The sequence below is a fragment of the Allofournierella sp. genome, assembly GCF_017889395.1.
Taxonomy (GTDB): domain Bacteria; phylum Bacillota; class Clostridia; order Oscillospirales; family Ruminococcaceae; genus Allofournierella.
In genome coordinates this window covers 1-14,618 of the sequence record NZ_JAGHKE010000083.1, presented here as the reverse complement: position 1 = coordinate 14,618, position 14,618 = coordinate 1, and the positions used below count along the sequence as shown (strand labels likewise).

Annotated in this window: 18 protein-coding genes; 1 reads left to right on the top strand and 17 read right to left on the bottom strand. The window is 61.6% G+C overall.

Going from position 1 to position 14,618, the window contains the following annotated elements:
- Nucleotides 1–329 precede the first annotated feature (329 nt).
- The 15 genes from J7G73_RS10670 to J7G73_RS10600 all read right to left on the bottom strand — a co-directional run bounded on the left by J7G73_RS10670 (nt 330) and on the right by J7G73_RS10600 (nt 12,588).
- Complete coding sequence (locus J7G73_RS10670; protein ID WP_291246236.1) at nt 330–992, bottom strand: HAD family hydrolase; 663 nt, start codon at nt 990–992, stop codon at nt 330–332.
- 124 nt (nt 993–1,116) lie between these two features.
- Entirely contained in the window at nt 1,117–1,878 is a 762-nt protein-coding gene (locus J7G73_RS10665; protein ID WP_291246235.1) for a histidinol-phosphatase HisJ family protein, read from the bottom strand.
- Nucleotides 1,875–2,525, bottom strand: coding sequence for a bifunctional phosphoribosyl-AMP cyclohydrolase/phosphoribosyl-ATP diphosphatase HisIE (gene hisIE, locus J7G73_RS10660; protein WP_291246234.1), 651 nt, complete (start codon nt 2,523–2,525; stop codon nt 1,875–1,877). The genes J7G73_RS10665 and hisIE overlap by 4 nt, the downstream gene beginning before the upstream one ends.
- Nucleotides 2,526–2,528: 3 nt before the next feature.
- The gene (hisF, locus tag J7G73_RS10655; protein WP_291246233.1) at nt 2,529–3,269 is read right to left on the bottom strand and encodes an imidazole glycerol phosphate synthase subunit HisF; all 741 of its coding nucleotides are present in this window, start codon (nt 3,267–3,269) and stop codon (nt 2,529–2,531) included.
- Nucleotides 3,266–3,979, bottom strand: a complete 714-nt coding sequence (gene hisA / locus J7G73_RS10650) for a 1-(5-phosphoribosyl)-5-[(5-phosphoribosylamino)methylideneamino]imidazole-4-carboxamide isomerase (RefSeq protein WP_291246232.1) — start codon at nt 3,977–3,979, stop codon at nt 3,266–3,268. Before hisA ends, hisF begins: the two co-directional genes overlap by 4 nt.
- Nucleotides 3,976–4,596: an imidazole glycerol phosphate synthase subunit HisH gene (gene hisH / locus J7G73_RS10645; protein WP_291246231.1), complete on the bottom strand. Its 621-nt coding sequence runs from the start codon at nt 4,594–4,596 to the stop codon at nt 3,976–3,978. Before hisH ends, hisA begins: the two co-directional genes overlap by 4 nt.
- Nucleotides 4,596–5,183, bottom strand: coding sequence for an imidazoleglycerol-phosphate dehydratase HisB (gene hisB, locus J7G73_RS10640; protein WP_087184976.1), 588 nt, complete (start codon nt 5,181–5,183; stop codon nt 4,596–4,598). The genes hisH and hisB overlap by 1 nt, the downstream gene beginning before the upstream one ends.
- Nucleotides 5,180–6,247, bottom strand: a complete 1,068-nt coding sequence (hisC, locus tag J7G73_RS10635) for a histidinol-phosphate transaminase (protein WP_291246230.1) — start codon at nt 6,245–6,247, stop codon at nt 5,180–5,182. The genes hisB and hisC overlap by 4 nt, the downstream gene beginning before the upstream one ends.
- Nucleotides 6,244–7,527 (bottom strand): histidinol dehydrogenase, encoded by a 1,284-nt coding sequence (gene hisD, locus J7G73_RS10630; RefSeq protein WP_291246229.1) that lies wholly within the window; start codon nt 7,525–7,527, stop codon nt 6,244–6,246. The genes hisC and hisD overlap by 4 nt, the downstream gene beginning before the upstream one ends.
- A gap of 1 nt (nt 7,528) precedes the next feature.
- Entirely contained in the window at nt 7,529–8,149 is a 621-nt protein-coding gene (gene hisG / locus J7G73_RS10625; RefSeq protein ID WP_291246228.1) for an ATP phosphoribosyltransferase, read from the bottom strand.
- Nucleotides 8,143–9,249 carry an ATP phosphoribosyltransferase regulatory subunit gene (locus J7G73_RS10620; protein WP_291246227.1) on the bottom strand — a complete coding sequence of 369 codons (1,107 nt, stop codon included), beginning with the start codon at nt 9,247–9,249 and terminating at the stop codon, nt 8,143–8,145. Before J7G73_RS10620 ends, hisG begins: the two co-directional genes overlap by 7 nt.
- A 154-nt stretch (nt 9,250–9,403) precedes the next feature.
- Nucleotides 9,404–9,943: a rubrerythrin gene (gene rbr, locus J7G73_RS10615; RefSeq protein WP_058962667.1), complete on the bottom strand. Its 540-nt coding sequence runs from the start codon at nt 9,941–9,943 to the stop codon at nt 9,404–9,406.
- Nucleotides 9,944–10,286: 343 nt separating this feature from the next.
- Nucleotides 10,287–10,703 (bottom strand): transposase, encoded by a 417-nt coding sequence (locus J7G73_RS10610; RefSeq protein WP_087184971.1) that lies wholly within the window; start codon nt 10,701–10,703, stop codon nt 10,287–10,289.
- Between the two features lie 181 nt (nt 10,704–10,884).
- The gene (locus tag J7G73_RS10605) at nt 10,885–11,877 is read right to left on the bottom strand and encodes a GGGtGRT protein (RefSeq protein WP_087296222.1); all 993 of its coding nucleotides are present in this window, start codon (nt 11,875–11,877) and stop codon (nt 10,885–10,887) included.
- 18 nt (nt 11,878–11,895) lie between these two features.
- Nucleotides 11,896–12,588 carry an iron-sulfur cluster assembly scaffold protein gene (locus tag J7G73_RS10600; protein ID WP_087182457.1) on the bottom strand — a complete coding sequence of 231 codons (693 nt, stop codon included), beginning with the start codon at nt 12,586–12,588 and terminating at the stop codon, nt 11,896–11,898.
- Between the two features lie 355 nt (nt 12,589–12,943).
- Between J7G73_RS10600 and J7G73_RS10595 the strand changes: the two genes are divergently transcribed.
- Entirely contained in the window at nt 12,944–13,195 is a 252-nt protein-coding gene (locus J7G73_RS10595; protein WP_087296221.1) for a hypothetical protein, read from the top strand.
- Nucleotides 13,196–13,263: 68 nt separating this feature from the next.
- Here J7G73_RS10595 and ucpA read toward each other — a convergent pair whose 3' ends face one another.
- On the bottom strand, nt 13,264–14,061 hold the full coding sequence (ucpA, locus tag J7G73_RS10590) for an SDR family oxidoreductase UcpA (protein ID WP_291246226.1): 798 nt from the start codon (nt 14,059–14,061) through the stop codon (nt 13,264–13,266).
- Between the two features lie 90 nt (nt 14,062–14,151).
- Nucleotides 14,152–14,618, bottom strand: a 467-nt coding sequence (locus J7G73_RS10585; protein WP_367113986.1) for an MFS transporter, incomplete at its 5' end; no start/stop codon positions are given.

Genomic DNA, 14,618 nt, shown 5'->3' with positions numbered 1-14,618 from the left:
CACGAATTACTTGTATATTGGAATTGTTTAACGTGATTTTCCATCACGATAAGGTTCCGTTCAAGCTTCGATATTGTTCAATTTTCAAGGTCCTGTGCCACTCTCCCTCGCGGGACAGCTTGTTTATTATATCTCATCAAGTTCTTGTTGTCAAGCATTTTTTGAAATATTTTTTCAAGCTCTTTTGAGCGGCTTGCCGTCGTTGACGGCTCAGTTATAATACCACAGCCTGCAACCAGAAGTCAACACCTTTTTTCAATTTTTTTCGAAAAAGTATCACTTTGCTAATATGCTACCCGGTTTGTCCTCTTTGTATAGAAATCCAGGCCTTACAGGCCCAGCAGCGGGGCCAGCTGGTCTACCGTGTCCAGCGGATGAGTGGAATGTTTTTTCATGAAGTCGCGCACCGGCTCCACCTCGCAGCCCCAGCCCGCAAAGGCAAAGGGCACGCCGCAGCTTTTCGCCATCTGCCAGCCGGGCTTTAAATCGTCCACCATCAAAAGCTCATCCGGCGCAAGGCCGTAATGACGCATGATCTCCTCCAGCGCATAGGAGGCGGGCTTGCGCTTTTGGGGCGGCAGCTCCCAGCCGAACACCAGCTCCGGCTCGAAGCCGCAGTGCACCCGGTAATCCCGCCGGATCATCTCCTCGCTGGAATGGCTGGCCACGCAGAGGATGCCCCCGGCATCCCGATACCGGCGCAGCAGCTCGGCCATGCCCGGGAACATGGGCGGCACATGGGTGCTGGTCCACTGCTTCCAGACCTTCTGCTCCACCAGCATCTCCTCATCGGTCAGGTGCAGCATCTCCCGGCAGATGGCCTCAAAGCCCGGCTCGAAGTTATACAGCACATACTCGTGCAGGCTCCAGTTCACTTCCGGGCGCAGAAGCTTCATGGCATCCAGAAAGGCCGGGTAGTGGATGGTGGGTGTGCTGGCCACCACGGTATCGTCGTGATCCAGCACCAGACAGGGCAGACAGGCCATGTTCATTCCCCTTTCTCTATTTATATATAAACGTATTATAACAGACCGGCCCCGCCGGGGCAAAGCAAAACCGCCCGGCCGGGGCTTTCACTCCCCCGCCGGGCGGCTTCTCATTCACAATATCAGCCTGTCAGAGAGAAGGGCCGCACAGGGGCCCCCATGTTTCCCAGCCGGCCAGCAGCTGATTGGCGTTGTGGCAGTCGCTGGAAAAGACCAGCCGCGCTCCCCGGGCCTGCAGCCCCTCCAACAGCCAGCTGGCCGGGTAGGGCTGGGTGCGCCAGCCCTTGGCCACCGCGCCGGTGTTCACCTCAAAGGCCACACCCTCCCCTGCCAGCCGGTCCAAAGCGGCCAGCGCCGCTGCCCGGTAGCGGGGGTGGGCTTCATCAAACAGCACGCCGCTCTCGTTGAACTTGGCGATCAGGTCAAAGTGCCCCACAATATCGCACCCGGTACGCCGGTGCACATCCGCCAGCGTGGCGAAGTAATCCTCCGCGAAGGCATAGTAATCCCCGCCGTAGTGGTCGGTCACGATGCCCTGCTGCCACTGGGGGTCCTCATCCACCGGCAGGTATTCCCCATGACGATACAAATAATGCACCGAGCCGATGACAAAATCGTACCCTTCGGCGGGCTGTTCCGAGTAATAATCCTGCTCGATGCCCAAGAGAATCCGCAGCCGTGGCGCGTATTCTGCTTGCAGACGCCGCACCTGCTCTTTATAGTCCCGGGTGCCCGCAAGGCTCATGCAATACCGCTCGTCAAAGCCGGTGTGGCTGTGGCCGGAAAAGCCCAGGGTTTCGCAGCCCGCCGCCAGCGCCGCCGCGGCCAGCTCTTCGGGGGTATTGTCGCCGTCGCAGAAGGTGGTGTGGGTGTGCAGATTGTAGGGTCTCATGAGGTCATCTTTTCCTGCTTGACCTTGTGGTCGATGATGTGACGGCTGGCCAGCTCGTCCCGCACATCCTCCACGGTGATGCCCATCTGCACCATGAGCACCATGGCGTGGTAGGCCAGGTCCGCCAGTTCGTAGATGGTCTCCTTTTTGTCCTCGGCCTTGCCCGCGATGATGACCTCGGTGCATTCCTCGCCCACCTTTTTCAGGATCTTATCCAGACCCTTCTCGAACAGATAGGTGGTGTAGGAGCCCTCGGGCCGGTCGGCGTTGCGCTGCATCAGCAGATCGTACAGGCCCTGCAGGGTAAAGTCGCCCCGCTCGTCGCTCTCAAACAGCACGTCCTCAAAGCAGGAATCATTGCCCAGGTGGCAGGCCGGGCCGTCCTTTTCCACCAGCACCAGCAGCGCGTCGCGGTCGCAGTCAGCGGTGATGCTCACAATGTGCTGGTAGTTTCCGCTGGTCTCGCCCTTGAGCCACAGCTCCTGCCGGGAACGGCTCCAGAAGCAGGTAAGCTTTTTTTCCATACTGATGGCCAGGCTCTCGGCGTTCATGTAGGCCACGGTGAGCACCTTGCGGCTTTTGGCATCCACCACCACCGCCGGGATCAGGCCCTTTTCGTCAAATTTCAGGTCTTGAATGTTCAGCATATCTTATCGCCTCACTATGATGTCGTTTTCCCAAAGGGTCTGTTTCAGGTCCGGAATGGCGATCTCACCGAAATGGAACACCGAGGCCGCCAGGCCCGCATCCACACTGGGGACCTTTTTGAACAGCTCCACAAAATCCTGCTGGCTGCCCGCGCCGCCGGAGGCGATCACCGGAACCGGCACCGCCCGGCAGACCTCATCCAGCAGCTCCAGGTCGAATCCCTGCTTCACGCCGTCGGTGTCGATGGAATTTACCACCACCTCGCCCGCGCCCAGCTCCACGCCCCGGCGCAGCCAGCCGATGGCCTCGATGCCGGTATCCTCCCGGCCGCCCTTGGCGAACACCTGAAACCGGCCGTTCACCCGCTTGATGTCCGCCGAGAGCACCACGCACTGGTTGCCGTACCGCTTCGCGGCGCGGCGGATCAGCTCCGGGTCCCGGATGGCGCCGGAATTCACGCTCACCTTGTCGGCGCCGCATTTGAGCACCCGGTCAAAATCCTCCAGGGTGTTCACGCCGCCGCCCACGGTGAGAGGGATGAAAATCGTCTCCGCCACCCGGCAGAGGATGTCGGTAAACAGCTTGCGCCCCTCGGCGGAGGCGGTGATGTCGTAGAACACCAGCTCATCGGCTCCGCTCTCGGAATAGTACCGGGCCAGCTCCACCGGGTCGGACACATCCGACAGCCCCTTGAAGTTCACGCCCTTCACCACACGGCCATCCATGATTCGTTTTGTGATCATTTCGCCGCCTCCAGTGCATCGGCCAGGTCCACTGCGCCGGTGTAGTAGGCCTTGCCCAGAATGGCCCCGTACAGGTCCATCTGACGCAGGGCTTTGATGTCGTCCAGGCTGCTTACGCCGCCGGAGGCCACGATCTGCAGCCCCTGCCGTTTGGCGAGACTACGGTACAGCTCCAGATTCGCGCCCCGCATGGCCCCGTCCCGGGAGATGTCGGTGCAGATCATGGTGGAAACGCCAAGGCCCTGCATCCGGTCGAAGAAGCTTTGCGCCCCCTCGTCGCTGGTCTGCTGCCAGCCCCGGATGGCCACCTGGCCGTCCCGCAGGTCGGCCCCAACGGCCACCCGCTCGCCCCAGGTATCCAGAGCATTCTGCAGAAAGTCCGGGTCGGTGACGGCGGCGGTGCCCAGAATCACCCGGCTCACCCCGTTTTCCAGGTAGGCCCGGGCAATGTCCATATTCCGGATGCCGCCGCCCACCTCCACAAACAGGCCGGTCTCGGCGGCGATGCGCCGGATCAGCTCCAGATTGGGGGTGGTGCCGTCCCGCGCGCCCTCCAGGTCCACCAGATGGATGTAGGTGGCGCCGGTTTCGGCAAATTGTTTGGCCAGTGCCGCCGGGTCGGAGCTGTACACGGTCATCTGCCGGTAATCGCCCTGATAAAGCCGGACCGCCTGCCCTTCGTACAGGTCGATGGCCGGAAACAGGATCATGCTTTTCCCTCCTCTTCACAAAAGGCCCGCAGGATGGCAAGGCCCACCGGGCCGCTCTTTTCCGGGTGGAACTGGCAGCCCATCACGTTCCCCTTCTGCACCATGGCGGTGATGGGGATGCCATACTCCGCCGTGGCCACCAGACTGTCGGCGCAGCCGTCGACGTAGTAGGAATGAACAAAGTATACGCAGTCGCCGGGCTTCACATCCCGCAGCAGCGGGCTTTCGGCCACCGGCCGCAAAGCGTTCCAGCCGATGTGGGGAATTTTCAGCTCCGCCGGGAGGGCCCCCTCCATGGGCACCACCCGCCCGGCCAAAAGACCCAGGCCCTTGTGGCGGCCGTATTCGAGACTTTCTTCAAAGAGCAGCTGCATGCCGAGACAGATGCCCAGCACCGGCACGCCCTTTTGCGCCTGGTTTATCACCAGCTGGTCCAGCCCGGTGGCCCGCAGCTTTTGGGCCGCGTCGCCAAAGGCGCCCACGCCGGGCAAGACCAGCTTGTCCGCCTGTTTCAGAACGGCGGGGTCGGCGCTTACCTGCACCTGGGCCCCCACATAACGCAGGGAGGAGCAGAGGCTGAACAGGTTGCCCACCCCGTAGTCGATTACGCCGATCATCACAGCACCCCTTTTGTGGATGGAATTTCCCCGGCGAACTCCGGGTCGATGGCCACTGCCGCCCGCAGGCAGCGGGCCGCCGCCTTGAAGGCCCCCTCCATGATGTGGTGGGAGTTGGCCCCCGCCATCTTTTGCAGATGCAGGGTCAGCTGAGCCTGACGGGCGAAGGCGATCCAGAATTCCTCGAACAGCTCGGTGTCGAAGTCGCCCACCTTCTGGGTGGGGATCTCCACCTGGCCATAGTAGCCGCCCCGGCCGGACAGGTCCGCCGCCGCCAGAATCAGGGTTTCATCCATGGGCAGCAGGGACTGACCGTAGCGGCATACGCCCCGCTTGTCGCCCAGGGCCTGCCGGAAGGCGTCGCCCAGGCAGATGCCCACATCCTCCACCGTGTGGTGGTAGTCCACGTAGGTGTCGCCGGTGCAGGTCAGATCCAGATCGAACCGGCCATGCCGGGCAAACAGCACCAGCATATGGTCCAGAAAGCCGCAGCCGGTGGCGCAGCTGCCCTTGCCGGTACCCTCCAGCACAAGGCGCAGGGAAATGTCCGTCTCGGCGGTGGTGCGTTTGATCTCTGCCGTTCTCACTGGGCTGCCTCCTTTTCAATTTCCTTGACGGTGTTCACAAACCGCTCCATCTGGGTCTCGTCCCCGATGGTGATGCGGATAAAGTCTCGGGTGCGGGGGGCATCGAAATGCCGCACCAGCACACCCTTCTGGCGCAGGGCCTGATACATGGCCTTGCCGCCCAGCTTGGGGGATGCCGCGAACAGGAAGTTGGTTTTGGAGGGCAGCACCCGCCAGCCCATGGCCTCCAGCTGCCCGGCCACATCCTGCCGGATGGCGGCGATGCGGCGGCAGTTGTCCATGTAATAGTCGTCCTCGGCCAGCGCGGCCTCGCCCGCCGCCAGGGTCATCCGGTTCACGTTGTAAGGGTTGGTGGAATAGCGCAGGGTCTCCAGATCGGCAATCAGCGCCTCGCAGCCGATGGCAAAGCCCAGCCGGGCCCCTGCCATGGAGCGGGACTTGGAGAAGGTGCGCACCACCAGCAGATTGTCGTATTTATCCAGCAGGGCAGCGGCGCTCTCGGCCCCGAAGTCCACATAGGCTTCGTCCACGATCAGCACCCCGTCCGGGTTGGCCTGCAAAATCGCTTCGATGGCGTCCAGCCCCAGCGCCAGACCGGTGGGGGCGTTGGGGTTGGCGATCACCGCCACCCCGTTTTTGCCGAAGTAATCCGCCGGGTCGATGGTGAAATCCTCTTTCAAGGGGACCACCTCAAAGGGCAGACGGTTCTTGGCCGCGAACACCGGATAAAAGCCGTAGGTCACATCCGCGAAATACAGGGGCCGCTCCTCCCCCGCAAAGGCGCAGAAGGCCAAGTCCAGCACCTCATCCGAGCCGTTGCCCACCATGATGTTGGCGGGCTTCACCCCGTAGCGGTCCGCCAGCGCACGGCGCAGCCCGGCGCACTGGGGGTCGGAATAAAGCTGCACCTTGCCGCACTGGGCGGCCACCGCCGCCGCCACCCCCGGAGAAGGGGGAAACGGGGATTCGTTGGTGTTCAGCTTCAGGTAGTCCTGGTCCTGGGGCTGCTCACCCGGGGTATAGGGGGTGAGCGCCGCGTAGCGACTTGAAAAAAACCGGCTCATTTCTTTTTCTCCTCCAGCCGCACGGTGACGCTGTTGGCGTGGGCGTCCAGCCCTTCCTTGCGGGCGAAATAGGCAACCTGTTCGCCCACCTTCGCCAGCGCGTCGGCGGTGTAATAGGTAAACTGGCTCTTCACCACGAAGTCATCCACCGACAGCGCCGACGAGAATTTCGCCGTGCCGCTGGTGGGCAGGGTGTGGTTGGGGCCGGCGAAGTAATCGCCCAGGGCCTCGGGGCAGTTCTTGCCCAGGAAGATGGAACCGGCACAGCGCACCCGGTCCAGATAGTCAAAGGGCGCGTCCACGCACAGCTCCAGATGCTCGGGGGCGATCTCGTTGGCGATGTCAATGGCCAGATCCAGAGTTTCCGCCACGATGATCTTGCCGTTGTTGTCAATGGAGGCCCGGGCGATCTCACTGCGGGGCAAAAGCGGGATCTGCCGCTCCAGCTCCGCCTGTACTGCCTTGGCCAGCTCGCCGCTGTCGGTGACCAGCACCGCGCTGGCCATTTTGTCGTGCTCTGCCTGGCTGAGCATATCCGCCGCCACGATTTTGGCGTTGCAGCTGCCGTCCGCCACCACCAGAATCTCGCTGGGTCCGGCGATCATGTCGATGGCCACCCGGCCGAATACCTGCTTTTTGGCTTCCGCCACATAGGCATTGCCGGGGCCCACGATCTTATCCACCTTGGGCAGGGTCTCGGTGCCGTAGGCAAGGCCCGCCACCGCCTGGGCGCCGCCCACCTTGAAGATGCGGTCCACGCCCGCGATTTTCGCCGCCGCCAGAATCACGGGGTTCACCTTGCCGTCTGCGCTGGGCGGAGTGACCATCACCAGCTGGGGGCAGCCCGCGATTTTGGCGGGGATGCTGTCCATCAATACGGTGGAGGGGTAGGCCGCGGTGCCGCCGGGCACATACAGGCCCACCTTCTGGATGGGCACGATCTTCTGGCCCAGCACTACGCCGGGCTGGTCGGCCACCACAAAGCTGTTGCGGCGCTGCTTTTCATGGAAGGCGCGGATGTTCGCCGCCGCCTGGCGCAGAATCTCCACAAATTCCGGCTCCACCGCCGCGAAGGCCTCGTCGATCTCGGCCTCGGTCACTTCCAGATCAGTCAGGTCGGCCTTGTCGAAGCGCAGGGTGTATTCCCGCAGGGCCTCGTCGCCCCGGGCGGCCACCTGGGCCAGAATCTCGGTCACCGCGCCCTCCACGTTGGAGGCGATGTTATCCCGGGCAAAAATCTCGCTATTCGGTACCTGGCCGTATTCATAAATGGGAATCATGTCACTTCACCTGTTCCTTCATCCTGGCCAGCATCTCTTCCAGCTGGCGGTTTTTGAATTTGAAGCTGGCCTTGTTGGCGATCAGCCGAGCGCTGATGGGCAGGATGTCCGCCACCACCTCCAGGTTGTTTTCCCGCAGGGTGGTGCCGGTTTCCACGATGTCCACGATCACATCGGACAGGCCCAGAATGGGGGCCAGCTCGATGGAGCCGTTCAGCTTGATGAAATCCACATCCCGGCCCATGCCCGCGTAGTAGTCCGCCGCGATGGACGCGAACTTGGTGGCCACCCGCAGGGTGCGCTCCCCGTCGTCATGGAAATCGCAGGGGGCGGCCACCGCCATCTTACAGCGGCCCACGTTCAGGTCCAGCAGCTCGTACACGTCCGGGTGGTATTCCAGTAAAATATCTTTTCCGGCCACGCCCACATCGGCCGCGCCCCGTTCCACATAGATGCTCACATCCGAGGGCTTGACCCAGAAATACCGGATGCCCTTTTCGGCGTTTTCAAAAATCAGCTTGCGGCTGTTCTCCCGGATGGCCGGGCACTCGTAGCCCGCCGCCTCGAACATGGCATAGACCTTTTCGCCCAGGCGGCCCTTGGGCAGCGCGATGTTCAGCATGGTTTCCCCTCCTTGTTGAGCCGGATGCATTCCTGATACCGCAGCTTGGGCGGCACCGCCTTCTGGGCGCTCACGCTTCTGCCCTTGGCGCGCAATTTCTGCACCGCCGCCGCCACCGCTGCCGCGGGGGTCTCGTTTTCATAGAGCAGCAGCACCTGCACATCCCATTCCGGGCGGGGGCTGCGCAGCTGGTCAAGCCGGTCCAGATAAAGGGCGAAGCCCACCGCGCCCTGGCTGCGGCCCATCCGGCGCATCAGCCGGTCGTACCGGCCGCCCGCCAGCACGCTCTGGCTCAGGCCCTGCAAAAAGCCCCGGAACACGATGCCGTTGTAGTAGTCCATGTGGTTGACCACCGAGAAGTCCAGTACCACCTCGTCGCCCAGACCCGCCGCGTCCAGCAGGGCGCTCAGCTGCTCCAGCTCGGCCACCGCCTCCCCGGCCACATCGCCGCAGAGTTCCCGCAGCTTTTGCAGCGCCGGGCCCCGGCTGCCGTAGATGGTGACAAGATCCGCCAGCCGCCGGGCACATTCGGCGGGCACGCGGTTTTCTTCGCAGATGCGGGCCAGATCGTGGGCGTTTTTCTGGGAGAGGGCCTCCAGCGCGCTGCGCCGGAACTCCTCGCCGCCGCCCGCCGCCTCCAGCAAGGCGGAGACAACGCCCAGATGGCTGATCTCCAGCACGTACTCCGGGCCGATGAGCGCCAGACTTTTCGCCGCCAGCTCCACCGCCTCGAACACATCGTATTCGTCCACGTCGCCGATGCACTCCAGACCGGTCTGCATGATCTCCTTGAACTGGCCCGACCGGCGGGACACCCGGTACACATTTTCGTTGTAGCACACCTTGCGCTTGCAGCCGGGGTTCTCCTCGCCCTTTTGCAGGATGGAAAGGGTCACATCCGGCTTTAAGGCCATCAGGCGGCCGTTGGTGTCGGTAAAGGTGATAACCCGGTCGCTGAGCAGAAAGTCCTTGTTGCGGGCATACAGCTCGTATTCCTCGAAACGGCTCATTTTATAGGGCAGGTACCCATAGCTCTGGTACAAAGCCCGCAGGGCGATCACCGCCCGCTCTTCGTTTTTCAGCAGCTGGTCGTTTTGCATCCCGGCTCGCCTCCCTGTTTTGCTTTATTGTGATAATGTAATACTACAAGGAAGTATACAGGACAAACCGTTCTTCTGTCAAGAGCACACACAGAGTTTTCGCAAAAGAAAAAGCCCCCCGGCAAAAGCCGGGGGGCCAAAGGTTCAAAATGAATCAGTGATTTTCCGCGCGCAGCACGAAGTAGCCCTGAGGATGGTCGCAGACCGGGCACTTGGCGGGAGCGTGGGTGCCGATGTGGATGTGGCCGCAGTTGGTGCAGATCCAAACCTGCTCGGTCTCGCGGGCAAACAGCTTGCCCTCTTCCAGCAGCTTGGCCACCTCACGGTAACGGGCCTCGTGCTCCTTCTCGATGTCGCCCACCATGGTGAACAGGGCGGCGATGCGGTCGAAGCCCTCTTCCTTGGCGGTGGCGGCGAAGCTGGCGTACATGTCGGTCCACTCGTAGTTCTCACCGGCAGCGGCGTCGGCCAGGTTGGCCAGGGTGCCGGGCACCTCGCCGTCGTGCAGCAGCTTGAACCAGATCTTGGCGTGCTCCTTCTCGTTGTTGGCGGTCTCCTCGAAGACGGCAGCAATCTCGTTGTAGCCTTCCTTCTTGGCCTTGGATGCGTAGTAGGTGTACTTGTTGCGGGCCTGGCTCTCACCGGCAAAGGCGGCCATCAGGTTGGCTTCGGTCTTGGAACCCTTCAGATTCATGACAAACTCCCTCCAATAAAGTAAGAAATTTTTTTATTACAGCGCCCGAAAGCGCTATCTTCCATTGTTTTTCCTTGGGGAACCACCACACAATTCACGGCGAACGCCTCAGGCGGCGTATCCCGCCAAAATTTTCTGTGGAATTTTCCAAAAATGCTCGCGGGGCCACCAAGGCTTGCCTGCGCTTTTTGATTCATTCCGCAAAAAATTTTCCGGCGTGCTCCACCACCTGGAATTATGTGGTGCTGCCCAAACTCTATCATGTTGGCGTGCATTTGAAAAGTGACTTTATCACATTGGATAACCGGAACGCGCCGCCTTTATTCTATGCCGAAACGCCCCCTCACTGTTCCCGCTCGCACTGGCGGGAAATGCGTTTGAACAGCTTCACCGCCTTGTCCACCTGCTCCTGAGGAATGCGCTGGCGAAAGCCCACCATGCTGTGGGCCACAAAGGGCGCGGTGTGGCTAAAGCTGGTCATGCCGATGAAGTATTGCAGGTAGGGGTTTTCCCGGATCATCTGCACGGTCTGCCGGTCGGAAAGCTCCAGCGCCTGGCGGATGACCAGGCTGCCGAAGGCCATGCGCAGGGGCAGCGCCTGATTGCCTGCCCGGCCGAAGTTGCCCGCATAGTGGCGCTCCATCTCCTGCCAGTCGATCTCCTTCGCCAGCTTCACCCAGCGGTTATTCTCATCCAGTGTTCCCCCGAAGGGCTGCACATAATCGTAAAGGGTCATCTGTGATTCCGCCATATCATACATAACCCGCCGCCTCCTCTTTTTCGCGTGCATTATTTTTATTATTGTAGCATACAATCCAGCAAAAAAGCCAGTGCGCAGGCGGCAAAAATCCACCGGCGTCCCCCTTTGGGCACACAAAAAAGCACCGCCCCCAAAAGGGGACGGTGCTCTTTGTCAAAACACAGTGTGCTTAACGGGTCGATTAGACCTGAGAAGCAGCAACAGCGCAGGCCACGGTGGCGCCAACCATGGGGTTGTTGCCCATACCGATCAGGCCCATCATCTCCACGTGAGCGGGCACGCTGGAGGAGCCGGCGAACTGAGCGTCGCCGTGCATACGGCCCATGCTGTCGGTCAGACCGTAGGAAGCGGGGCCGGCAGCCACGTTATCGGGATGCAGGGTACGGCCGGTGCCGCCGCCGGAAGCAACGGAGAAGTACTTCTTGCCGTTTTCGATGGCCCACTTCTTGTAGGTGCCGGCAACCAGGTGCTGGAAACGGGTGGGGTTGGTGGAGTTACCGGTGATGGAAACCTCAACAGCCTCAGCCTTCATGATGGCAACGCCTTCCAGAACGTCGTTGGCGCCGTAGCACTTAACAGCAGCGCGCTCGCCGTCGGAGAAAGCCTTCTCGCGAACAACCTTCAGCTCGCCGGTCTTGAAGTCGTAATCGGTCTCCACGTAGGTGAAGCCGTTGATGCGGCTGATGATGTAAGCAGCATCCTTGCCCAGGCCGTTCAGGATAACGCGCAGAGGGGTCTTACGAGCCTTGTTGGCGGTGCGGGCGATACCGATGGCGCCCTCAGCAGCGGCAAAGCTCTCGTGGCCAGCCAGGAAGGCGAAGCACTTGGTCTCGTCGCTCAGCAGCATGGCGCCCAGGTTACCGTGACCCAGACCAACCTTGCGCTGCTCGGCAACAGAACCGGGGATGGTGAAAGCCTCCAGGCCCTCGCCGATGGCGGCGGCGCACTCGGCGGCGTTCTTCAGGCCACGCTTCACAGCGATGGCGGTGCCCAGGGTGTAAGCCCAAACGGCGTTCTCAAAGCAGATGGGCTGAACGCCCTTAACAATAGCGTCGCAGTCGATGCCCTTCTCGAGGAGCATCTCACGGCAAGCGTCCAGGGATTCCAGGCCGTTGGCCTTCAGGCATGCCTCGATCTTGGGCATGCGGCGATCCATAGATTCAAAAGTAGCCATAATGTTTCTCCTCCTCTCTTATTCTTCGCGGGGGTCGATGTACTTGGCAGCGCCATCGAACCGGCCGTAGGTGCCAATGTTCTTCTCGAACGCGGTCTTGGGGTCCTCGCCGTGGCGGATAGCTTCCAGCATCTTGCCCAGACGGACGAACTGGTAACCGATGACCTCGTTGTTCTCATCCAGAGCGGTCTTCAGGATGTAGCCCTCGGTCAGCTCCAGGTAACGAACGCCCTTGGCCTTGGTGGAGAAGATGGTGCCGGTCATGCTGCGCAGACCCTTGCCCAGGTCCTCCAGGCCGGCGCCGATGGGCAGGCCGCCCTCGCTGAAGGCAGTCTGGCTGCGGCCGTAAACGATCTGCAGGAACAGCTCGCGCATAGCCACGTTGATGGCGTCGCACACCAGGTCGGTGTTCAGAGCTTCCAGGATGGTCTTGCCGGGCAGGATCTCGCCGGCCATAGCGGCGGAGTGGGTCATGCCGGAGCAGCCGATGGTCTCGACCAGAGCTTCCTCGATCACGCCGTTCTTAACGTTCAGAGTCAGCTTGCAGGTGCCCTGCTGAGGGGCGCACCAGCCCACACCGTGGGTCAGGCCGGAAATATCCTTGATCTCATAGGCCTTAACCCAGGCGCCCTCCTCCGGGATGGGGGCGGGGCCGTGATGGGGGCCTTTGGTCAGAGGACACATACGCTCTACTTCATGAGAATAGGTCATAATAGTACTCTCCTTTGCTCTCTTTGTAAGCTTGTTGCGGATTTCACAACATCTACCTTCTCATTATAAATAGGGGCGAATGGTTTTGCAAGGCGTTTTTCCATTTGTTCAGCCAAAAAATTGCACCGCCCTTCCCGTTTTTGCCCGCTGCTGGATTTTTGTGCGAATTAAATCGTCAATACGTACAAAGAAACGCCATTTTCATTGTTGCATGTGCACAAAGGCAGTGCTATAGTATAGGTGCACGGGCGGCAAGGCCCGCGCGAGGGAGAAAGTATTGGCAATTGCCAGAGAAGGCGGCCCGGCTTATTTGATGCGCCGGGGCCTGCAAAAACGAAAGTGAGGAATCCGTTTTATGGATCGCATCAGTCTTCATAATTTCAATGTTCGTGATTTCAGCGAGATGCTGGCCTCCTGCAAGGGCGACATTTACATGATCACCCCCGAGGGCGACCGGCTGAACCTGAAGAGCAAGCTGTGCCAGCTGATCGGCTTCACCACCCTGATTCAGGGCGGCCAGATCGCCGAGGCCAAGTTCGAGTGCTCCGAGCCCGAGGACGAGGCCAAACTCTACCGCTTCAACCTGTTCGGCGACACCAAGGGCTAAGCGTCACGAAATGCAGCAAGGGCCGCGCACCGTATTTTCACGGTGCGCGGCCCTTTTTGTTTTTCCGGTCAGTTGGTGCCGATGCTCATGGTCTCGGGCAGGGTGCTGCCGCCGTCGATCACGATCTGGCTGCCGGTCAGATAGCTGGACTCATCGCTGCCCAGAAAAGCGAACAGCTCGCCCACCTCGATGGGCTTTGCCAGCCGGCCCATGGGCACGCCCGCCGCGATGGCCGCAATGGCAGCTTCCGGGTTTTCGGGGTTGGATTCCACCGCCATCTTCTCCACCATGGGGGTGCGGGCATAGCCCAGCTGGGAGCAGTTTACCCGGATGTTGCGCCCGGCGTACTCCACCGCCAGGCACTTGGTCAGGCCCACCAGCGCGGCCTTGGTCATGGCGTAGGCGGCCTCGCCCGCGTCGGCCACGATGTCGCCGGTGACAGAAGAGGCAATCACGATGCTGCCGCCGCCCTGCTTCAGCATATAGGGGATAACCGCCTTGCAGGTGTTCCACACGCCCTTGATGTTCACATCGATGTGGAAATCCCGGGTGGCGTCGTCCATCTCCTCAAAGGGGGCCAGGCGGCAGACGCCCGCGTTGCAGCAGGCGATGTCGATGGCGCCGAAGGCTTCCGCGCCCTTCTTTGCGGCCTCGTCCATCTGGGCCCGGTCGGCCACGTTGGCCACCACGGTGATGATCTCGCTGCCGTACTCTTTGCGCAGCCGCTGGGCGGTCTCTTCCACGCGGGGGTCCAGGTCCACCAGAACCATCTTTGCGCCGTATTTTGCGTAGGCGGTGGCAATGCCCTCGCCCAGTCCGGCCGCCGCGCCGGTGATGAGTGCCGCCTTACCATCCAGTTTTGCCATGGGGAATCGCTCCTTTACCATTATAATGCGGCGGACCCTCGCGCCGGGCCCGCCCGGTTATCTTCACCATAGCATTCCCAAAGGGCGCTGTCAACCGGAGGTTTTCTTCTTTTGCACCGGGCCCAGCTTCCACAAACAGAAGGCCCCGGCCAGCGCCGCGCCCACCGCCAGCCAGTGCCGCCCGGTATCCAGACCAAGGGCCTTGGCCGCGAAGGGAAAGCCCAGGCTACCCGCCGCCATGCCCAGGGCCAGCAGGCCGTAGTTGACCCCGGTGTGGGCCAGGCCGAACCGCTCGGTGCAGAGGCTGGGCAGCACCGCCGCCTGACCGGCATAGAAAAAGCACAGCCCGGCGTAAACGGCCAGGAACAGCCATTCCTTTGCAAAGGCAAATCCGGCGGACAAAGCCGCCAGCGCCCCAAAGGCGGCGATGAGCACCGCCCGTCGGCCCAGCTTGTCCCCCGCCGCGGCAAGGCTCAGCCGCCCGGCCGCCGATCCCGCCGCGCCCACCGCCACCATCCAGGCCGCGGCGGTCTCCGGCAGGCCGCTCTGCCGGGCCA

Coding starts and splice junctions, on each gene's coding strand:
- J7G73_RS10670 (WP_291246236.1), bottom strand. CDS start 992: ATGAACATGGCCTGTCTGCCCTGTCTGGTGCTGGATCACGACGATACC.
- J7G73_RS10665 (WP_291246235.1), bottom strand. CDS start 1,878: ATGAGACCCTACAATCTGCACACCCACACCACCTTCTGCGACGGCGAC.
- hisIE (WP_291246234.1), bottom strand. CDS start 2,525: ATGCTGAACATTCAAGACCTGAAATTTGACGAAAAGGGCCTGATCCCG.
- hisF (WP_291246233.1), bottom strand. CDS start 3,269: ATGATCACAAAACGAATCATGGATGGCCGTGTGGTGAAGGGCGTGAAC.
- hisA (WP_291246232.1), bottom strand. CDS start 3,979: ATGATCCTGTTTCCGGCCATCGACCTGTACGAAGGGCAGGCGGTCCGG.
- hisH (WP_291246231.1), bottom strand. CDS start 4,596: ATGATCGGCGTAATCGACTACGGGGTGGGCAACCTGTTCAGCCTCTGC.
- hisC (WP_291246230.1), bottom strand. CDS start 6,247: ATGAGCCGGTTTTTTTCAAGTCGCTACGCGGCGCTCACCCCCTATACC.
- hisD (WP_291246229.1), bottom strand. CDS start 7,527: ATGATTCCCATTTATGAATACGGCCAGGTACCGAATAGCGAGATTTTT.
- hisG (WP_291246228.1), bottom strand. CDS start 8,149: ATGCTGAACATCGCGCTGCCCAAGGGCCGCCTGGGCGAAAAGGTCTAT.
- J7G73_RS10620 (WP_291246227.1), bottom strand. CDS start 9,249: ATGCAAAACGACCAGCTGCTGAAAAACGAAGAGCGGGCGGTGATCGCC.
- rbr (WP_058962667.1), bottom strand. CDS start 9,943: ATGAATCTGAAGGGTTCCAAGACCGAAGCCAACCTGATGGCCGCCTTT.
- J7G73_RS10610 (WP_087184971.1), bottom strand. CDS start 10,703: ATGTATGATATGGCGGAATCACAGATGACCCTTTACGATTATGTGCAG.
- J7G73_RS10605 (WP_087296222.1), bottom strand. CDS start 11,877: ATGGCTACTTTTGAATCTATGGATCGCCGCATGCCCAAGATCGAGGCA.
- J7G73_RS10600 (WP_087182457.1), bottom strand. CDS start 12,588: ATGACCTATTCTCATGAAGTAGAGCGTATGTGTCCTCTGACCAAAGGC.
- J7G73_RS10595 (WP_087296221.1), top strand. CDS start 12,944: ATGGATCGCATCAGTCTTCATAATTTCAATGTTCGTGATTTCAGCGAG.
- ucpA (WP_291246226.1), bottom strand. CDS start 14,061: ATGGCAAAACTGGATGGTAAGGCGGCACTCATCACCGGCGCGGCGGCC.